We start from the raw sequence: 17,155 nt of genomic DNA on the forward strand, positions 1-17,155 counted from the left end.
TTTTTACAAACAAGTGTAAGAAACCGCATTGCCCATACGACCTATTGTGGAATCCGCGTGATAGGCGCTGCCTGCTGGCAGCGTTACCGTCACTCCAATCGTGTTTTTGAGACAACCAAAGGAACCCACCTACATGTCGCTATCACCGATCAAGCAGCTGTTTACCCTGTTGGCATTCACATTCTGCCTCGCGTCTGCCGCGAATGCTGCGGATAAGGAACCTTTCACCGAGGCGCGCTTCAATGAGCTACGCGCTGCCGGCGAAGTAGTGCTCGTGGACGTATTCGCAGAATGGTGCCCGACCTGTGCGAAACAACAGAAAGTCCTGCAGGAATACCGGGAAAACAACCCGGACAAGAAGTTTCATGTGCTGATCGTCGATTTTGATGCAGACAAAGAGTGGGTTCGCCACTTCCGCGCGCCACGACAGTCGACCCTCGTACTATTTGTGGGCGAGGAGCAGACCTGGTTCAGTGTCGCAGAGACACGCATGGAAGTGATCGCCGATAAAATCGATCAGGCGGTGGCACAAGCCAGCAAGGGTAACTCCTAATGGGCTTGGAGCTCGCCGCAATTCCGCTCGCATTTATCGCGGGGATCGTGGGGATTTTGTCGCCCTGCGTGTGGCCGCTGGTCCCGGTGGTAATGACGTCATCGAGCACAGGTGGGCGTCGTGGCCCTCTGTATATGTCCCTCGGACTTGCATGCTCCTTCGCCATCGCAGGCACCGTGCTCACGCTGGTATTGATTAATCTCGGCTTGGACCCTGTCGCTTATCGGAATTTCGCTGCGGTTCTGCTCATTCTGGTCGCTTTCACGCTGCTGGTTCCGCGACTCGGATACTGGGTGAGCGCCCAGTTGTCGCGCCTCACCAGTCGCTTTGGCGCAGGCAGCAATTCTGCAGAGTCCAGTGGAGTGGGGCAGTTCTTTATGGGCGCACTACTGGGCCTTGTCTGGTTGCCCTGCGTCGGTCCTACCCTCGGCGCCGCCATCGCGCTGGCGTCCGTGGGCCAGCAGGTACCAACAGCCTTTCTGGTGATGTTTGTCTTTGGCGTGGGCACCGCATCTGCGTTACTAGTAGCGGCTTATCTCTCAGGACGACTGCTGAATCGCTGGCGTGGCGGCATCATGACCAATGGCGAACGTGCCAAGAAAATTCTCGGCGCGCTGCTACTAATCCTGGGTGTGATGGTACTGACAGGATTGGACAAGGTGCTTGAAACGTTTGCCCTCGGCATCCTGCCGGACTGGACACTCTCACTATAGCTAGCTCCCATTAGCCGCTACGAAACCGACTAGCGGCCCAGTTGACAACGACTATTGTGTGCCAAGGAAGGCAAAACGCCACATAGTCATCGCTGTTTACGAAAATTGCGCTCCCGCTCTTCTTGCCGGGACTTTTCCTCAAATGACAATTCAGCGGTCGGGCGAAGTAACAGGCGTTTAATCCCGATGGGATCACCACTGACATCACAATAGCCATAGCTGCCGTCGTCGATTTTATCGAGAGATCGTTGAATCTTGCGCAAAAGCAAATATTTTCGCTCGGTGAAACGGAGGCTTTGTCGGTTCTCTTCTTCCGCCACCGCCCGGTCAAGTTCATCCGCCGCGTGGAGGTCAGCGGTCGCAATTGCCACGCGGGCTGCATCGATCTCGGCACGGGTTTCTTCATGGAGCTGCTGCAATCGACGCTTGAAAAACTCCAGCTGCTGATCGTTCATGTAGTCAGCGGCCGGCATCCTCAGGAGTTTTTGTTCAGAGATTAAAGGCATGGGGGCTAACGTCACTGTTGTTGATTATACTTAGCCCTAAATGATATGGTGTATCATAATTATAGCGCAAGGGTTCCAGCCCTCTGATCCACCAATAGATTCAGCGTTCTTCTCACAACTGCGCGGGGCAATATCAACATGAGGCCCAGTAACGTGACCATTAAGCCACAGCTGCTTCTCCTCCCTTTGTTTTTCGCTGCTAGTGCGGCAACGGCGCAGCACGCCGCTCATGTGCATGGTGAGGCACAACTTACCGTTGCGGTTGGCGAAAATGCGTTGCATATCGAATTTGAATCGCCTGGTGCCAACCTAGTGGGATTTGAGCATGCGCCGCAAAATCAGCAACAAGTACAAGCACTGAAACTGGCTTCCAAGAACCTTGCTGCACCAAGTAATCTATTGCGCTTTAGGGGCACTGTGTGCCGGCTTCAGGACGTGGATGTCGAAGCACCGTATGCCGAAGCCGCCCCGCAGCACGCGCATCACGCTCATGAGGACGACCACGGTCGCCACTCCGAGCACTCTAACCACACAGAACATTCACATGATGCCGAGCACTCGCATCACTCCGAACATGCCAGCTTTCGCGCCAGCTATATCTATCGGTGCGACAATCTGTCGGGGTTAGACGGCATCGATGTCAGGCTATTTGCCCGATTCCCTGATATCCACAAGATCCAAGCGCAGTGGCTGACCGCAACCAAGCAGGGCGCGGTCAGACTGACTTCCAAAAGCCCAACATTGCAACTGAAATAGCCAATGAATGTGACTGAAGTAGAGCGCACGCTTGGCGCTGCCGAAGATTCCTGTCGCGCATCTGGCGCTCGGCTGACTGACAAGCGCAAGAATGTGCTTGCGGTTCTTTTGCGATCGCAGAAGCCATTATCTGCCTACGATATCGTAGATCAGTACAGCAAGGATTACGGCGGTCCTATACCGGCGATGTCGGTATACCGCATGCTCGAGTTCTTGGCGAAGGAAAACCTCGCCCATAAACTCAATTCAGAAAACAAGTATCTCGCCTGCGCGCATATCAACTGCAATCACCACCATAGAACACCGCAATTTTTAATTTGTGGGAGTTGCAATAAAGTCATCGAGATTGGCATTAGGCCGGAGATGATCGAAGCCCTTCGCGATGCGGTAAAAGCGGCCGGATTCCGACTACAGTCCTCTCAGCTGGAGCTTAACTGCCTGTGTGACAACTGTGCTAAAGAGAGTGTCACTACTGCGGATTCGTGAGGCCATTTGCCAACTCCCTACCAGCGTAATTGCCGACTTCCCGAGCGCCGGGAAACTTCCGTATCCATATGGTTCGGCACGCTCGCTTCCAGCCAGACCTGAATAAGCCAGCAGGCACAAGAGCTTTCGACCAGCGGGGTTCTGACGCGATGATCTTGCCTGAGAGCGCCCGCACGTAGGATAAGTCGTCATAAAATCACGACAAATCAGCATATTGAATGGTTGTCCTCCAATGGTATATTGATATGATGTAACATCCATATTTAATAGTCGGAATCGACCGAATGATGTTGAAACTTGCCGCCCGCCTGTCAGCGGCGCTCTTAACCATCACCCCTGTAGCCCTTACTCAGGCCGCAGACCCCCTGAACGTTACCGGCGACAAATTTCGCCAGCTCGACGAGCTGCTTCCCACAGCGAATATCTACCGTAACGCGGGCGGCGAGCCAGGTCACAAGTACTGGCAGCAGAAAGTCGACTATCGCATCGATGCTCAACTGGACGAAGACGAGCGCTCGATCAATGCGAGTCAGACCATCACCTATACCAATAACTCGCCAGATACGCTCAAGTTCTTGTGGTTCCAATTAGATCAGAACCGATTCCGCCTTGATTCCATGGCCGAGACCACGCTCACGTTCGGTGGCCTTGGCAATCGTGGCCCGAGCACCCGCGCCGAATCACCCGAAGCACCACCTGGGATTTCATTTGGTGAGTTGCGCCGACAGCAGTGGCTGGCGGATAACGAAGTTGGCTACACCATTAGCAATGTGAAAGATTCCGGCGGCAACGAGCTCCGCACCACCACTGTCGGCACAAATATGCGTGTTGATCTGGCACAGCCGCTCAAGCCAGGCGAACAGATTACCTTTAGCATGGATTTCGCCTTCAACATCGTTGAGGAGGATGCGGTTTCAGCGCGTTCCGGCTACGAGCACTTTCCTGACGATGCCCGCGACGGTGGCAACGACATTTTCCTGCTGGCGCAGTGGTTTCCGCGCCTGCATGCCTACACCGATTACGAAGCTTGGACCAACAAGGAATTCCTCGGGCGAGGCGAATTTACCCTTGAGTTCGGCGACTACGAAGTAAACCTGACGGTACCCGCAGACCACATCGTGTCGTCTACTGGCAGCTTGCAGAACCCTGAGGCCGTATTGACCGCGACCCAGCGCGAGCGCCTGAAGCAAGCCCGAAAAGCTACACGCCCAGTATTTATCGTCACTGAAGAAGAAGCGCTGGAAAACGAGAAAGAGGGCACTCGAAAGACCAAAACCTGGCAATTCAAGGCCGACAAGGTGAGAGACTTCGCCTGGGCCTCTTCCCGTAAATTCATGTGGGATGCGCGTGGCTACCAGCAAGGTGGTGACATCATGCCGGAAGTAATGGCGATGTCATTTTATCCGAAAGAGGGCGGCGACCTCTGGAAGAAGTACTCCACGGAGTCCGTGATCCACACCATGGAGGTCTATTCGCGCTTTTCCTTCGACTATCCATACCCGGTAGCGCAAAGTGTGAATGGACCTGTTGGTGGTATGGAATACCCGATGATCACTTTTAACGGCCCACGTACCACGCTTCATGAAGATGGTAGCCGCACCTGGACCCAGGCTGAAAAGCGCTTCCTGATCGGTGTCGTGATCCACGAAATCGGCCACATTTACTTTCCAATGATCGTCAACTCTGACGAGCGCCAATGGACCTGGATGGACGAAGGCCTGAACAGCTTCCTTGATGGCGTGGCTGGTCGCGAATGGGATCCAGAAATGCCCTGGGGTGTCGAGCCCCGAGACATCGTTGACTACATGAAGTCTGACATTCAAGTGCCTATCATGACCCAGTCGGACTCGGTACTGCGCCTCGGACCGAACGCCTATACCAAACCCGCAGCTGCACTGAACATTCTGCGCGAGGTCATCCTCGGTCGCGAACTGTTTGATTACGCGTTCAAGGAATTCTCTACCCGCTGGCAGTATAAGCGCCCCACACCTGCCGATTTCTTCCGCACCATGGAAGAAGCCAGCGGTGTGGATCTTGACTGGTTTTGGCGTGGTTGGTTTTACACGACTGATCACGTAGATATCAGTATCGACAATGTGCAACGGCTGCGTCTCGACACCCTGAATCCGGACATCGACTTTGAGCGTCGCCGACAAGAAGAGGCCGATAAGCCGCAGCCGTTGTTCGAGAAGCGTGAGCGTGACGCCGGCAACAAGACGTGGCTTGAACGGAACAAAGATATTCGTGACTTCTACGATGAAAACGACCGTTTCACCGTCACCAACAAGGAGCGGAACGAATACGCGCAGATGCTCGAAGATCTTGAACCGTGGGAGCGTCAGGTTCTAGCGCGTGCGATAGAAGAAGACAAGCACTACTACGTCATGGACTTCTCCAATATCGGCGGGTTGGTAATGCCGATTCTGCTGCAGCTTACCTTTGAAGACGGAAGTGTCGAAGACCGCTATATCCCCGCGGAAATCTGGCGCCGCTCACCGGCTGCGGTATCCAAGCTGGTGGTAACCGACAAGGTTCTGGAACAGGTTGTGGTCGATCCGCGCTGGGAAACTGCCGACGTCAACAACGACAACAACCACTTCCCGCGTCGTATTAACAAGTCGCGCCTGCAGATCTACAAGCAAGAAAAGCGCACCGACCCGGTCTATCGTGACATCATGCACGACTCCAAAACGAAAAAAGAAGATCCCAAGCCGGGCTTCCATCAGAAGTAATCGGAGACTAGCTCGCTATGCGCACACTGATTACATTGTTGACGCTGCTGATGGCCTGCTCCGCGCAGGCCCATCAGATGAAAACCGCCATCAGCAAAGTCGTTTTCAACGACCGCACCGAAACCGTTGAAATTATGCATCGGTTCTATGTTCACGATGCCGAGCATGCCCTGAGCGAATTACTCGGAGAGCAAGTGCACCTTTCTGAGAATAAAACGGCACAAGAACAGTTTGGCCGGTACGTTATGGCACACTTCAGCATCGGATTAGCCAAAGACGAGCCACTGCCGCTGGACGCCATAGGGCAAGAAGTCGATGGTAAATTTATCTGGGTATACCAGGAGGCAGCACGCCCCAAGAAATTTTCGGCATTGTGGTTCAGATTTGACGCCTTGCAAGATCGCTGGCCGGATCAGGTGAATCAGATCAATGTCGAGGGGCTGGGCAAGGTGCGATCGCTCCTATTCGATCGCAACAGCAAATGGCAGTCTCTCAGTTATTGAGGAGAAAATTCCACCATACATGCTGACCAGCTCAAACATCTGTTTTCTGCCAATAAAAATGCGGGCCTTGGGCCCGCATTTTTATTGATCAACCTTCGACTCATATAACAACTCTACCGAAGGACAATGAGTCCGGATTTGACGTCAGTCCCAGGCGGGAAAGGGATCAGGCAAGGTACGCCAGACAATCTCGCCCGCATCCAATTCCTGATCATTCAACAGGCATTCATCCAGTCGCCCCCTGATCCATTCCTCCGGAAGACTCTGACCAATGAACACCAGTTCCTGACGACGGTCACCAAAGGGTTCCTGCCAATTGTCGAGAATATACTGTTGCTGCTCGGTATTTTCCGGCCATTCATCTCGCGGCACGGCCGCCCAAAAATAGCCCGCCGCGCCATGCTGGGCGATACCGCCAGCCTGACTCCAGGTGCCGGCGTAGTGGGGGCGACTGGCCAGCCAAAAGTAGCCCTTTGAACGTAGCAGGCGTCCGCTCAACTGGGGATCGTTGAAAAAGTCGAATAGTCGTTGCGGATGGAAAGGCCGGCGCGCGCGGTAGGCAAAACTGCTAATACCGTATTCCTCGGTTTCAGGCGTATGTTCGCCGCGCATCTCTTTAAGCCAGCCCGGTGCTTGTTGTGCCTGCTCGAAGTCAAATTTTCCGGTCATCAAAACTTTGTCGATAGGCACTTGGCCTTTTTGCATCGGCAGAATTTCTGCTCGAGGATTCAGGCTGCGGAGAACGGCTTTCAGTTCGTCCAATTGCTCGCTGCTGATCAGGTCGACTTTGCTGATCAACAGAATGTCACAGAACTCAATTTGATCCGCCAGCAAATCCGCCACATTACGCTCATCTTCGTCGCTCAGGTATTCGCCGGCTTCCTTGAGAGACTCCGCCTCGTGGTAATCCTTGAGGAAGTTGGCTCCGTCAACGACAGTAACCATAGTATCCAGCCGTGCTACTTCAGACAGGCTCTGCCCATCTTCATCGGCAAAGGTAAAAGTCTCTGCCACCGGCAAGGGCTCGGAGATCCCGGTGGACTCGATGACCAGGCAATCGAAGCGGCCTTCTTTTGCCAGTTTGGTGACTTCGAGCAGAAGATCTTCCCGTAGAGTGCAGCAGATACAACCGTTGCTCATCTCCACCAGTTTTTCTTCAGTCCGATTTAACTGTACCTCATTATTCACGAGCGCTGCGTCAATGTTGACTTCGCTCATGTCATTCACAATAACCGCCACGCGCAGATCGGCACGATTATTTAAAATTTGATTAAGCAGGGTCGTTTTGCCGGCACCGAGAAAGCCGGAAAGTACCGTTACAGGTAACTGCGTAGCCATGGTAGTCGTCTCCTAATGAGAGAGGGCGCGGTGCGCCGGATCTAAAGGCTAGGGTGCTTTATTTCTTCACTTGCGCGCGCAAACCACTCGAGTGTGCGCTGTCGTTGTGCCTCACCATACAGCTCGACGAAACGCTTGGTCATGTAATCCGACTCGTTCTTCAGTGACTTTATACGGCTGCTGATAAAGGCTTCTGTCAATTCCAGACCACAGGTAACAGTGATGCAATGTCGCCACTCTTGATAGTTCTGCGGTATAAACGAAGGTTCCATTTGATCCTACCTCTTATTTTAAGGTTGACCTACGCACTACCGGCGCTCATGTCGCGCCAGCAGTACACGATAAATCGCACTCGAAGCGGGTGCCCAAACTTGCAACCTAGATTGCGGCACGTTCCAGCGACTGGCGCAACTGTTCTTGTAAGCCCGCGCGAGCCGCTTCGTCAGGTCCCTGCACTTCACGCGCCAGCAGGGAAAGAGCTTCCTGCAAGGGCAGGGTGCCGAGATCCTCACCGTCGCGACTGCGAATAGCGATTGTGCGGGTATCACGTTCTCTTGCACCTGCTTTTTGGGATTCAGACACAGATGACATGATGCAACTTTCCATACGAACGATTCGGAGCTTGCGATGCGCTCAGCCTAAAAAACGCGCAAAGCGCATGTGAAAAGCCCCGTGTTAGAGATTTTTTCCGCAGCATTTCTTGAACTTTCGACCGTTACCACAAGGGCAGGGGTCATTACGACCAACCTTCGGTGTAGACCGTGTGACAGGTGCCTGAGGCGCACAACAGCTTTCATTACTACAGCAGCTCGCCGCGTCCATGTCTTGCTCTTTGGAAGAACCGTTGATTTCTTCGAACATACTTCTTTCACTCTTACATTAAAAAACCGTAATCATTGTACGGCTCAAAAAAGGGCTAGCATTTGGTTAACCAATACGGGACTTCCGGTCTATCACTATGGCGTTGTGTGGCTTGGAAGATAGATGAGCGTTTGAAGCTCTACACATCAGCACTCAAAAGATAGGGGCATCGCAGCTATCTCAGGCAAGGCAATACCGTCGCTGCGAATTAGAGCGCTGACTTTTTCATTATGATTCCCTGGTATTTAATTATTTGGGTTCAGGTGTCAGAGGATGCAAAGTCAAAAGTAAGAATCAGACGCTGGCTACCAGCCTCAATTGCGGGAGATCGGTGCACTAGACCTGCACCCTCATTTCCAGCCCACAATTCACCCTTCAATAACGCTACCTCGCCAGCCGCCAGCGACTGAACGGTTTCCGTTGGGGGATAGAGGCCACTCTCAGCATCACTGAGCCCAGCACTGCCTGCGCCCAGTTTTCTGCGATCCAGAAGGTCGTGAGGCAGCCATTCAGTGCCAGCGCCGGTGTAGGTCGTGATCAGGCGACACGGCACCCGGTCGACATGAAAACGTGGGCACATGGTGTCGCTCAGCACACTTAAACGGATGCCGATTGCGCTCAGGTCAAACAGGCAACTGAACATATCCGCCAATAGCTCGATATCCGCGCGCAAGTGCGGGAAGGCGTGTAGGCCCGGTATTCCCTGGGCGAGGTTGCAGGCCTTTGCCGTAGGCAGAACCAAGCGGTGACTATTGAAACCTCGTTGGTTGAGGAAAGCCGAACAGTCTTCCCTAAGCTGAGAATCCAGCTGGCGCTGCCAAACCGAGAGATGCACGTCTTCTTCATAAATATCGGCAAATGCATCTGGCGTAGGGGCAAAAGCGGCACGACGGCACACCGGTGAGACTGAGTGGTCCGTTTGACTGGGTGACCGCATCGTAACGGCTGACCCAACCTGAACCGGCTCAACTCGGGGAAGACGATTCTGCTCGATCGCCCCGGTATATATATCTTCAGCGGCATTTCCAGAGCTCATAGCACCCTCGTCCGGCAGGAGAACTGCCAAGCTTTCTAATTTACGATATAACATATCATAATGATCGAAATGACGGGAAACAACCATAACTTGTGTGCCGGCTCGGCCGGAGGCACCAAAAGTAGTCATGTCTACTCGAGAATCTGAGGGGGGCAAACTTGTGGGAAGAGGTACCGCGCCTCAATAAGGCGCCAGCGATCGCTGTAGCGGAAACTCCATTACAGGCTCGCGTCAATCCGTTCAGGCGTCCGGTGCCTTACTTCTCGCTACTTCACATCCCGTTGCTTACCGCTCTTTGCTCGAATCCTGCTTTCCGTGTGGACATATACGGTATCTGTAGTCGCCATGCTCGAATGCCCCAAGTCCTCAGAGAGATCCTTGAGTGCTCGACCACGTTCGACTTCCATACTTGCGCCGGTATGCCGCAACCAATGACTAGAAGCCTCTTTGAGTTTGTACGCATGATCCTCACCCTGAGCCTGGCGCATTTCCTCGTAGGCCCGGTCGAAAACCTGCTGTACTACGCGGGTGAGCTGGCGTGAGGTCAAACCTCCCTGGCCGCGAATTTTCTCAACGATTGGCTGGTTTTCGCCGGCAGACGGAAAAGGGCTCATGCCACGATATGCCCGATAGCGCTTTAGAAACGGAATAAAGCTATCTGGCACCGTAATATCGCGTAATTTCCGCCCTTTGCCGAAGATTTTCAACCACCAGTTGCCATCCGAATCCTGCCAGAAATGGCTCATACTCGGACTCCACTGTGGGCGCTCTGACAGCTCAGAAATACGCAAAAACAGTGTCTTCAGCGCACAGATCACAAACAGGCTGCGCTCATGAATCGGATCCTCTTCAGCCATAGCAAGCGCGACATCAAATACCGCTTGCCACTGGGCCTCCGTAAGCCGCCGAACCTCCTTTACTTGCGCATCCTTGATGAAGTGTCGGCAATCGCGCTTGGCCAGCTGCGCCGGGTTTCCGTATAAATACTCTTCATTCATCAAATACTTATAGAACGCGATTATCCCAGTAAAGGTCGCCGTTAGGGTCTGCTGGGATGGCGTGTATTTGCGCTTATCTGGCTCGGATACGGACGTTTCGACACTTTTCGGGATCTTGAGCTTGAAGGGCGCCCATGCTGGATTAGCAACAAAGCAGCCGTTAGTGAACTGGAACTTGTCGTGATTCGCCAAGCAGATCCAGTTAACCGGCGGTTGCCAGCAAAAATCCGCGTATTCGAGAATGTCCGCCTTGCGAAGCCGCTCCATAGGAACACCTTTAACTAGGAACAGCCACAAGAGAAACCGCTCGGTTTCATTGCGAAAACGCGTGTAGGTGTGCGCAGACTTGTTACGACCAATGTAGTCAAGGAACTCCTGGCCCCAGTGCCAGTGCGGCATCCACCAGGATTCGCCATCCTGGATAAAGCGGTGTAAATCTGGGTAGTCGTTAAAGCTCAGATTGTTGAGCTCACTGTAAGTTGGATACAGGGGAACAGGATGTGGGATAGCCATAGCGATGCCAGAAGTCCGGATTTCAGCAAAGTACCCATTCTACTGGCCCCAAAGTCTTATGTCGAATACTAAAGGGTATCGGTCTTTTTATAGGCCACCCAGAGCCACCCACAGGCCCTCTTGTCAGGATGACGTTCGCCAGTATGAAAACAACACGACCAGGCGCGAACAAAACAACAACACAAATGCGGCAGGAACCCAAACAAACGCCATGATGCACGCAGCTACGTTGAGCGTGATCGCCAAGTCATTTCGAAAATTATGCACCCCGATTGAAACACTGCCGTCGAACGCTTTCTTCCTCGACAAGGCATCGAGATAACGCTCAAAGACTGTGTAGCCGATACCGATGATCGTTATGTGGATAGCATAGATAAACACGCTGACAGAGTTATGCGGATAATCCCCTGCAAGTGAAGTCGTAAAGGGAATGACGCACATCGGCAAAAGCAGCAATAGGTTCAGCCACAAAATCTTGCCATTAATATGTTGCATTCTTGCAAACAAATCATGATGACTGAGCCAATAAATGGCGAGTACGAGATAGCTGAGAATAAATGCCGTAAACTTCGGGAGTAACACCAGCAAGCCTTGCAGCATACTGCGATCATCGATACTGCTTAATTCAGGAATTTCGATCTCAAGGATCAACAGCGTAATCAGGATCGCAAAAACACCGTCGCTGAAAGCCTCCAATCGATTTTTTTCTAGCAGCATGTCTCTCTCTAAACGGGCGCGGGCCTGAGTGGATACGGACGGACACACAAGAACGGGCCCATAGGAACAGGTGCATAATAGCGAAGGACCCAGCTATCAATCAGGCTTTGCCGACTGACAGTACCAGCAAACGCAAAACGCTGCGCCATTTTCCTCCCCGCAGCGCTGACATCGCCATTCAGCCCCTTCCGGAAGCTCGGTAATGGAATCCACGATACGCCGGGCCTTCTCGTACATGGTATCAGAGCACACCCATACCTCGGGCCAGGTGTCGAACACACCCAGCTCACCACGACCGGCTCCGGAATACTCATTCTTGAGCACGGTTTCAATCCCCGCGGCCTCGAGTATCGACTGGATATTGGAGGCAATCGCAATATTCTCATGCGTGTAAACGAGTTTAATAGCACCCCCCATTTCCCACATAAACTTCAACTCGCACAGTGACTTATCTGGTTGGGACTGATGCGAGCCGTTACTTCCGGGACACCCCGTTATACAAATAGCCACCCGAGCGCAAATATAACCAACGCTGCCAATACAATCGCTAGCCCTCTCATCATCAGCGACTTTGGATACTCCGCTTCACGATACAATAGCGAATATGGAATACCGGTAATCGGCCCCAGAAAGATGGTTACCAAACCCCATACCCAACGCTGATTGCCAATTGCAGTGAGCGCAGCCATCAAGCCTCCAAACCAACACAAAGTAATCCCAACAACCAAAATGATAAATGCTGGAATTGTGATCCACTGATTTGAAATAAAGTACTCCAGCAATGCTTGCTGACTCATAGCGCTCCTCTTAAATTACTGTGCATTCGCATGACCATAACAAACATCATAAATTTTTCATGACTTGTAGGCTACGCGAAAATTGACCTACCAACAAAGTCGAGACAACGATTACCACTAACGGAACCTGGCAAGGCCTAGCAGAACGGATGCGCCCTGCCCCATGTTTATAACCAAGACATGGGGAGCCATCTGTGCGTAGTGCTCACAGACCTTCGCACAAGCCATTAACCGACCAATTATGTGTTTTATGAGTCTAGAATCGTATATTTGAGGCATAAAAAAAGGCAAGCTACGACAGCTTGCCTTTATGGAGAATTAGTGCGCTATTAGAGAGCTACGATATTCTCAGCCTGAGGCCCTTTTTGGCCTTGAGTTACGGTGAACTCAACCTGCTGACCTTCAGTCAGTGTTTTGAAGCCTGAGCTAGCAATTGCACTGAAGTGTGCAAATACATCTGGGCCAGATTTCTGCTCAATGAAACCAAAACCTTTAGATTCGTTGAACCATTTAACGGTGCCAGTAGTTGTGTTAGACATTAAAAATATCCTGCAAATGAAAATTACCAGAATGCCCACGTAAGGCGCGAATGAGCAGGAAATATAAATAGATATTTAGAAACTACAGGACGAAGTACTACTAGCAAAGCAACGAAATGGAGGTAATAAAAATAGACTTACTTTCAAGCTACGCGCACAGTATAGAGCATTCGCGCAAAAGTCAAACGATTCCGCAGGCGCAGTGACATGCTACGCCTTGCGCAAGCCTGACCTGCCCCCTTTCCAGGATAGAAGCACTGCCCAGTAAAGTGATTTCAGATCACAATGCTCTGAAATCTGTTAGCACAAAGAAAACCTGCTTCATGGGTCCGTTTTCGATCTTAGGCCCCACGAAAGCTCTAAACTGAGACACTGCAGGGCGGAGTTTGGCAACACCGGATTCTGTGTGTAGCCAACTAACACCCACAAGGTTTGCGGTCACAGTCACCCAAAACACAAGGAGAAAACTGCCCTTTTTGGTTTTGTGGCGGAATCTCTCTTGAGCAATCATTGCTCCTGGCCAACCACCGATAAGTGCGAGCATATGGAGCGTGTTCTCTGGCACCCTCCATGCCCCCTCTTTAGCTGCTTTCTTGTCCTTCCCGTACATATAGAAAGCAACAAGGCTGACCATAACAATTGCCAGCCCTAAAAGTAGCGGCGTATAACCAAGAAAGTACGAACCACAAATGGCCCCTACCAGTAGAAAAATCAGTGAATATTTAAATTTCATAGCTTTCGATACCAAAGTGAGGCAATGCCGCTGGGCTATTCTTTGTACTCTCGATCCAAAACACCCTGCTCTTTAAGGGTTTTTACCAGTTTTTCGACTCTTACAAATGCAACCAATCCAAGCATTCCGAACACGAAAGCTGCGTATTCCATAGAATCTCCATTAATTCTTGATTGTTACTCTCTACGGCTTCAAGCACCTAAGCAGCCGCCTTGCGGCGCCTCGCTAAATTTCCTTACCAATTGCGCTTAGGAATTCGTTTTTTTCTTTTGGGGAAACCATGATCGACTTGCCGCTAGAGTACGTGATCCGAATTCGATCCAAGGACAAAGCGGGACTTGATAACGTATTGTGCGTAGCGGTTACCGCAGATATTTCATCTACTGGAACTGACCATGAAAAAGGCCCACTGTGAATCCGTAGCAATCCATCTGCAACGATATAGTTTGTCGAGAGCATAATCCAGACGGGCAAAATTACTCCAAACGCACAAATAGTCGCAACTATAGTTAGATTCGTTCCCGAGATTGGTTGGACCAACAACAAATAGATAGCGATAACCATGCTAAATATGACAGACCCCCAGATAATGACCGCGAGCCATGTGTCAACTTTAGACTGAAACTCTTGCATGAGTACTCTCCAGAAATTAAACGCCGCGCTCAGCCTCGGCTGAGTGTATTGTTATGGCCTTGGATCAATGCTCTGGACTGCAACAACAATAGTTGCCACAACCATCATGACCTTTTTACATACTATACCGCCGCCGGTACGGGCACTAGGACCGGCGGCGACTAGAACCGCTCTAGGCCTTGCCCATGTGCCGAGCTAAGGTTCCAATGGCTGCGCAAGATATACCTACGACTAATCCGAGCAAGCCATATGATATACCAGCATACTGCGAGATTATGTCACCATTGATCCATGAACTTGAGATACTCCACGCGCTTGCTATGCCGCGAAATAGCACGCCGCCCATACCAAAGACAGCACGCAACCGCAGGTTATTTTCTTTTTTTGAAGTATCAGGCTTTTTTTCAAGAAATGAAGCATCTATCTCAAATGCCGCAGCAATTGCACGATTTGATTCCAATCCCCTGATTGCTATGCGTTGATGACACGAAATGTCACGTAAAGCGCCACACCAATCAAAGGCACCCAAAAAATAGGTGAGCAATATACCGAAACCGGTGCAGATTTACCTAAACGAATCCTCTTCGACTCCCACCATGGCAAAAAAGCCATTAAGAAAAGAAACGTGAGAATACTAGCAAGAGTCGACCACGCTGCGATGTATCCAATGAGGGCACTCTGATCACCGCTGATTGCTTTCGCAATGCATTGCCCAACTCCAGCTCCGAGAGGAATTAGCGCGTAGTTTCTAGACTGTGTTAAAAATTCCTTTTTCATATCTCTGCTACGATGCTCAAAGATGTATAACGCCCAGCGCAGGCGCAGCCAGCGTGGAGCGGCTTAAGTATTATTGTTTGAGCGACAGCGAGCAACACAAAAGACGCGTAGTGTCGACTGTCACTTTGCCGCTGCTTGTTATGAGCCGCCAAAGCCAAGCTTCCCTAAGAATGGGAAGGCACACCAGGACAACAATAAAAATAGCAGCAGATTTGCAGCCAAGGCTATTGAGCGCTTTCCGCTAATTACGCCATAAATTGCTACGGCGATGGCTGCTCCGAATCCGACAAAATTCTCGATAGCTACGATTCTTGTATGAGTGACCCCCTGATGCTTGACACCCTCTGCCCAATAGATCTGAAAATACCAAATATTGAGCAGGCTAAAAAATATCGTTAAGGCTAAAACAAATTTTGCAAAGTACTTATGAGGGGACAAGTACTTGACAATTAATAGGTACAGTATTGGGGTAAGGAGTGGGTACATACCGAAAGGGAAAAATGCGAGCACCAATATTGGCAGAGGGACAGGAAGCCAGGCGTTGGGTTCCCCAAAAATGCTAACACCCGAAACTATCGCCAATAAGATAGCCCCGCCATACATCCATTTTTTATAGGGGTAGTCCATAACTCTCCTATAACTCACAACAATTTTATTCATAAGCCACGGACTATTGTTCCAAATGGCTTCTATTGCCAAGGCAACTTAAACACCCCACTCAATAATCCGCATAAAATCAATGAGTTAGCGCCAATACCGCATTGAGCAAATACAGCAAAACAAGTCCATGACTATCGTTCCTGATTTATATTTGGTTCTTTTTCTTGTTATGCAAGGCCTTTTAAATCAAGCAGTTAGCGTACTCCAATCCATGAACGCAAGCCATAGGCTGTTGTTTTCGAGAGTTTTGTGTGGAAACCATACAGCTCGCACCTCGATGGTACGTCAATTCATCTCTGGGGGCGGGTACAGCTACTTGTCGTTTGAGTTGCTATCTTCGCTCTGGCGCGGCGTATTGCCTTCGCCTTTGGCATAAGACCGGGCCAGGTCGCGCAACGTACCCATTTGCTGCCCGAAGTTTCGGCATGCTTTGCACATGAACACATGGAACTTGAGCGCAAACTTTTCCCGGCGACTAAGGTTACGGTCCTGCTGTTCGGACAAGAGGCGCGTTGCCTGCTTGCAGTCCATCATGGTGTTACTTCCTCCGCTTTGGATGGTTCAAACCATCCATTTTCCAGGCATGCCCGCAAACGCAGTCTGGCTCGATACAGGGTGACGTGGAGATTGCTAGTACTCAGGGTGAGCTGCTCGCAGATCTCTTCGGATTCGAGCTCAATGAACTCGCGCATCATAAACACCCTCGCCTGCTTCTCGGGCAACCCATTCAGGCAAGCGTCGAAGACCCGCCAAAAATGGTCGCTATGCACGCCTCCTTGGGGGCCACTCCAGCTACTGGGTCGTTCGGCCTTATGCCAGTGACCGCCGCTATCGAAAAGACCATCCATAAATGCCTGCTCGCGATGCTCATCATCTCCGAGCTCACTGGTTGCGATGACCCTCTGGCGATAGCGCAGAATATCTGCGATTTTGTACTTCAAAATCGAAAACACCCAGGTACGTAATGCGGCTTGTCGCTTGAACGAGTCCGCATTCTTGAGTGCTCCGGCCAGGGCTTCCTGAACGGCGTCCTCGGCCTGATCGTCGTCGCGCAGCTGCAAACGCGCGAATTTGAGCATCTGTTGACGCAATTCGGTCAAAAACTGCGTGTCTTGAAGCGTCTGGGCGCCTGATGCTCTACCAGCTTCCATGCCACCCCGGCCAACGGGGACACTTTCAGTCATGCACTCACTCTCACTACTTGTGACGGTTTGACCGCCATGGTGGTTTGTCGGTTAACGGGAGGTATTCTTACACTTTACACCGATGTTGGTCAGTACTATTCAGCGAGCCCGAGGTTGCGC

23 protein-coding genes are annotated in these 17,155 nt (G+C 51.4%); 6 read left to right on the top strand and 17 right to left on the bottom strand.

Annotated features, from left to right (window positions below; genetic code table 11):
- Positions 1-133: 133 nt before the first annotated feature.
- Entirely contained in the window at positions 134-553 is a 420-nt protein-coding gene (locus AS89_RS0101145) for a thioredoxin family protein (protein WP_010130405.1), read from the top strand.
- Positions 553-1,266, top strand: coding sequence for a cytochrome c biogenesis CcdA family protein (locus AS89_RS0101150; RefSeq protein ID WP_010130406.1), 714 nt, complete (start codon positions 553-555; stop codon positions 1,264-1,266). Before AS89_RS0101145 ends, AS89_RS0101150 begins: the two co-directional genes overlap by 1 nt.
- Positions 1,267-1,352: 86 nt before the next feature.
- Here AS89_RS0101150 and AS89_RS0101155 read toward each other — a convergent pair whose 3' ends face one another.
- Positions 1,353-1,721, bottom strand: coding sequence for a TraR/DksA family transcriptional regulator (locus AS89_RS0101155; RefSeq protein ID WP_010130407.1), 369 nt, complete (start codon positions 1,719-1,721; stop codon positions 1,353-1,355).
- Positions 1,722-1,925: 204 nt separating this feature from the next.
- Between AS89_RS0101155 and AS89_RS0101160 the strand changes: the two genes are divergently transcribed.
- From AS89_RS0101160 to AS89_RS0101175, 4 genes are all read left to right on the top strand, one after another.
- Positions 1,926-2,528, top strand: a complete 603-nt coding sequence (locus AS89_RS0101160) for a ZrgA family zinc uptake protein (protein WP_158217327.1) — start codon at positions 1,926-1,928, stop codon at positions 2,526-2,528.
- A 3-nt stretch (positions 2,529-2,531) separates the two neighbouring features.
- Complete coding sequence (locus AS89_RS0101165; protein WP_010130409.1) at positions 2,532-3,014, top strand: Fur family transcriptional regulator; 483 nt, start codon at positions 2,532-2,534, stop codon at positions 3,012-3,014.
- A gap of 284 nt (positions 3,015-3,298) precedes the next feature.
- Entirely contained in the window at positions 3,299-5,746 is a 2,448-nt protein-coding gene (locus tag AS89_RS0101170; protein WP_010130410.1) for a M1 family metallopeptidase, read from the top strand.
- A gap of 17 nt (positions 5,747-5,763) precedes the next feature.
- Positions 5,764-6,249, top strand: coding sequence for a DUF6702 family protein (locus AS89_RS0101175; protein WP_010130411.1), 486 nt, complete (start codon positions 5,764-5,766; stop codon positions 6,247-6,249).
- A 144-nt stretch (positions 6,250-6,393) separates the two neighbouring features.
- Here the strand turns inward: AS89_RS0101175 and zigA are convergent, their stop codons facing one another.
- The 16 genes from zigA to AS89_RS0101250 all read right to left on the bottom strand — a co-directional run bounded on the left by zigA (position 6,394) and on the right by AS89_RS0101250 (position 17,035).
- Positions 6,394-7,587: a zinc metallochaperone GTPase ZigA gene (gene zigA, locus AS89_RS0101180; RefSeq protein WP_010130412.1), complete on the bottom strand. Its 1,194-nt coding sequence runs from the start codon at positions 7,585-7,587 to the stop codon at positions 6,394-6,396.
- 41 nt (positions 7,588-7,628) lie between these two features.
- Positions 7,629-7,859, bottom strand: a complete 231-nt coding sequence (locus AS89_RS0101185) for a hypothetical protein (protein ID WP_010130413.1) — start codon at positions 7,857-7,859, stop codon at positions 7,629-7,631.
- A gap of 106 nt (positions 7,860-7,965) precedes the next feature.
- Positions 7,966-8,178, bottom strand: coding sequence for a threonyl-tRNA synthetase (locus AS89_RS0101190; protein ID WP_010130414.1), 213 nt, complete (start codon positions 8,176-8,178; stop codon positions 7,966-7,968).
- Between the two features lie 84 nt (positions 8,179-8,262).
- Positions 8,263-8,448, bottom strand: a complete 186-nt coding sequence (locus tag AS89_RS19065; protein ID WP_010130415.1) for an SEC-C metal-binding domain-containing protein — start codon at positions 8,446-8,448, stop codon at positions 8,263-8,265.
- 259 nt (positions 8,449-8,707) lie between these two features.
- On the bottom strand, positions 8,708-9,613 hold the full coding sequence (locus tag AS89_RS16540) for a DUF1826 domain-containing protein (protein WP_010130416.1): 906 nt from the start codon (positions 9,611-9,613) through the stop codon (positions 8,708-8,710).
- 137 nt (positions 9,614-9,750) lie between these two features.
- Positions 9,751-10,995, bottom strand: coding sequence for a tyrosine-type recombinase/integrase (locus AS89_RS0101200; RefSeq protein WP_029249684.1), 1,245 nt, complete (start codon positions 10,993-10,995; stop codon positions 9,751-9,753).
- 123 nt (positions 10,996-11,118) lie between these two features.
- Positions 11,119-11,712 (bottom strand): TMEM175 family protein, encoded by a 594-nt coding sequence (locus tag AS89_RS16545; protein ID WP_010130419.1) that lies wholly within the window; start codon positions 11,710-11,712, stop codon positions 11,119-11,121.
- 96 nt (positions 11,713-11,808) lie between these two features.
- Positions 11,809-12,138, bottom strand: a complete 330-nt coding sequence (locus AS89_RS0101210; protein ID WP_010130420.1) for a putative signal transducing protein — start codon at positions 12,136-12,138, stop codon at positions 11,809-11,811.
- A gap of 68 nt (positions 12,139-12,206) precedes the next feature.
- The gene (locus tag AS89_RS0101215) at positions 12,207-12,509 is read right to left on the bottom strand and encodes a hypothetical protein (RefSeq protein WP_010130421.1); all 303 of its coding nucleotides are present in this window, start codon (positions 12,507-12,509) and stop codon (positions 12,207-12,209) included.
- Between the two features lie 329 nt (positions 12,510-12,838).
- The gene (locus AS89_RS0101220; RefSeq protein ID WP_010130422.1) at positions 12,839-13,048 is read right to left on the bottom strand and encodes a cold-shock protein; all 210 of its coding nucleotides are present in this window, start codon (positions 13,046-13,048) and stop codon (positions 12,839-12,841) included.
- A gap of 280 nt (positions 13,049-13,328) precedes the next feature.
- Complete coding sequence (locus tag AS89_RS16550; RefSeq protein ID WP_010130423.1) at positions 13,329-13,781, bottom strand: DUF1294 domain-containing protein; 453 nt, start codon at positions 13,779-13,781, stop codon at positions 13,329-13,331.
- Between the two features lie 225 nt (positions 13,782-14,006).
- The gene (locus AS89_RS19070) at positions 14,007-14,414 is read right to left on the bottom strand and encodes a PH domain-containing protein (RefSeq protein WP_010130424.1); all 408 of its coding nucleotides are present in this window, start codon (positions 14,412-14,414) and stop codon (positions 14,007-14,009) included.
- A gap of 172 nt (positions 14,415-14,586) precedes the next feature.
- On the bottom strand, positions 14,587-14,874 hold the full coding sequence (locus AS89_RS18575) for a hypothetical protein (protein WP_138976344.1): 288 nt from the start codon (positions 14,872-14,874) through the stop codon (positions 14,587-14,589).
- A gap of 455 nt (positions 14,875-15,329) precedes the next feature.
- The gene (locus AS89_RS0101240) at positions 15,330-15,818 is read right to left on the bottom strand and encodes a hypothetical protein (protein ID WP_010130425.1); all 489 of its coding nucleotides are present in this window, start codon (positions 15,816-15,818) and stop codon (positions 15,330-15,332) included.
- Positions 15,819-16,163: 345 nt separating this feature from the next.
- A complete protein-coding gene (locus tag AS89_RS0101245; protein ID WP_010130426.1) occupies positions 16,164-16,385 on the bottom strand; it encodes a zf-HC2 domain-containing protein in 222 nt (73 codons plus the stop codon).
- Positions 16,382-17,035, bottom strand: a complete 654-nt coding sequence (locus tag AS89_RS0101250) for an RNA polymerase factor sigma-70 (protein WP_010130427.1) — start codon at positions 17,033-17,035, stop codon at positions 16,382-16,384. The genes AS89_RS0101245 and AS89_RS0101250 overlap by 4 nt, the downstream gene beginning before the upstream one ends.
- Between the last annotated feature and the right edge of the window lie 120 nt (positions 17,036-17,155).

Origin of the sequence: Microbulbifer agarilyticus S89 (genome assembly GCF_000220505.1) — a bacterium.
Lineage (GTDB): Bacteria > Pseudomonadota > Gammaproteobacteria > Pseudomonadales > Cellvibrionaceae > Microbulbifer > Microbulbifer agarilyticus_B.

What these genes read in the sequence shown, in the direction of transcription:
- AS89_RS16545 (WP_010130419.1), bottom strand. Translation starts at nt 11,712, where the DNA reads ATGCTGCTAGAAAAAAATCGATTGGAGGCTTTCAGCGACGGTGTTTTT.
- AS89_RS0101220 (WP_010130422.1), bottom strand. Translation starts at nt 13,048, where the DNA reads ATGTCTAACACAACTACTGGCACCGTTAAATGGTTCAACGAATCTAAA.
- AS89_RS0101245 (WP_010130426.1), bottom strand. Translation starts at nt 16,385, where the DNA reads ATGATGGACTGCAAGCAGGCAACGCGCCTCTTGTCCGAACAGCAGGAC.
- AS89_RS0101165 (WP_010130409.1), top strand. Translation starts at nt 2,532, where the DNA reads ATGAATGTGACTGAAGTAGAGCGCACGCTTGGCGCTGCCGAAGATTCC.
- AS89_RS16550 (WP_010130423.1), bottom strand. Translation starts at nt 13,781, where the DNA reads ATGAAATTTAAATATTCACTGATTTTTCTACTGGTAGGGGCCATTTGT.
- AS89_RS0101150 (WP_010130406.1), top strand. Translation starts at nt 553, where the DNA reads ATGGGCTTGGAGCTCGCCGCAATTCCGCTCGCATTTATCGCGGGGATC.
- AS89_RS0101170 (WP_010130410.1), top strand. Translation starts at nt 3,299, where the DNA reads ATGATGTTGAAACTTGCCGCCCGCCTGTCAGCGGCGCTCTTAACCATC.
- AS89_RS16540 (WP_010130416.1), bottom strand. Translation starts at nt 9,613, where the DNA reads ATGACTACTTTTGGTGCCTCCGGCCGAGCCGGCACACAAGTTATGGTT.
- AS89_RS19070 (WP_010130424.1), bottom strand. Translation starts at nt 14,414, where the DNA reads ATGCAAGAGTTTCAGTCTAAAGTTGACACATGGCTCGCGGTCATTATC.
- AS89_RS0101210 (WP_010130420.1), bottom strand. Translation starts at nt 12,138, where the DNA reads ATGTGGGAAATGGGGGGTGCTATTAAACTCGTTTACACGCATGAGAAT.
- AS89_RS0101215 (WP_010130421.1), bottom strand. Translation starts at nt 12,509, where the DNA reads ATGAGTCAGCAAGCATTGCTGGAGTACTTTATTTCAAATCAGTGGATC.
- AS89_RS19065 (WP_010130415.1), bottom strand. Translation starts at nt 8,448, where the DNA reads ATGTTCGAAGAAATCAACGGTTCTTCCAAAGAGCAAGACATGGACGCG.
- AS89_RS0101145 (WP_010130405.1), top strand. Translation starts at nt 134, where the DNA reads ATGTCGCTATCACCGATCAAGCAGCTGTTTACCCTGTTGGCATTCACA.
- AS89_RS0101190 (WP_010130414.1), bottom strand. Translation starts at nt 8,178, where the DNA reads ATGTCATCTGTGTCTGAATCCCAAAAAGCAGGTGCAAGAGAACGTGAT.
- AS89_RS0101200 (WP_029249684.1), bottom strand. Translation starts at nt 10,995, where the DNA reads ATGGCTATCCCACATCCTGTTCCCCTGTATCCAACTTACAGTGAGCTC.
- AS89_RS0101175 (WP_010130411.1), top strand. Translation starts at nt 5,764, where the DNA reads ATGCGCACACTGATTACATTGTTGACGCTGCTGATGGCCTGCTCCGCG.
- AS89_RS0101250 (WP_010130427.1), bottom strand. Translation starts at nt 17,035, where the DNA reads ATGACTGAAAGTGTCCCCGTTGGCCGGGGTGGCATGGAAGCTGGTAGA.
- AS89_RS0101240 (WP_010130425.1), bottom strand. Translation starts at nt 15,818, where the DNA reads ATGGACTACCCCTATAAAAAATGGATGTATGGCGGGGCTATCTTATTG.
- AS89_RS0101185 (WP_010130413.1), bottom strand. Translation starts at nt 7,859, where the DNA reads ATGGAACCTTCGTTTATACCGCAGAACTATCAAGAGTGGCGACATTGC.
- AS89_RS0101155 (WP_010130407.1), bottom strand. Translation starts at nt 1,721, where the DNA reads ATGAACGATCAGCAGCTGGAGTTTTTCAAGCGTCGATTGCAGCAGCTC.
- zigA (WP_010130412.1), bottom strand. Translation starts at nt 7,587, where the DNA reads ATGGCTACGCAGTTACCTGTAACGGTACTTTCCGGCTTTCTCGGTGCC.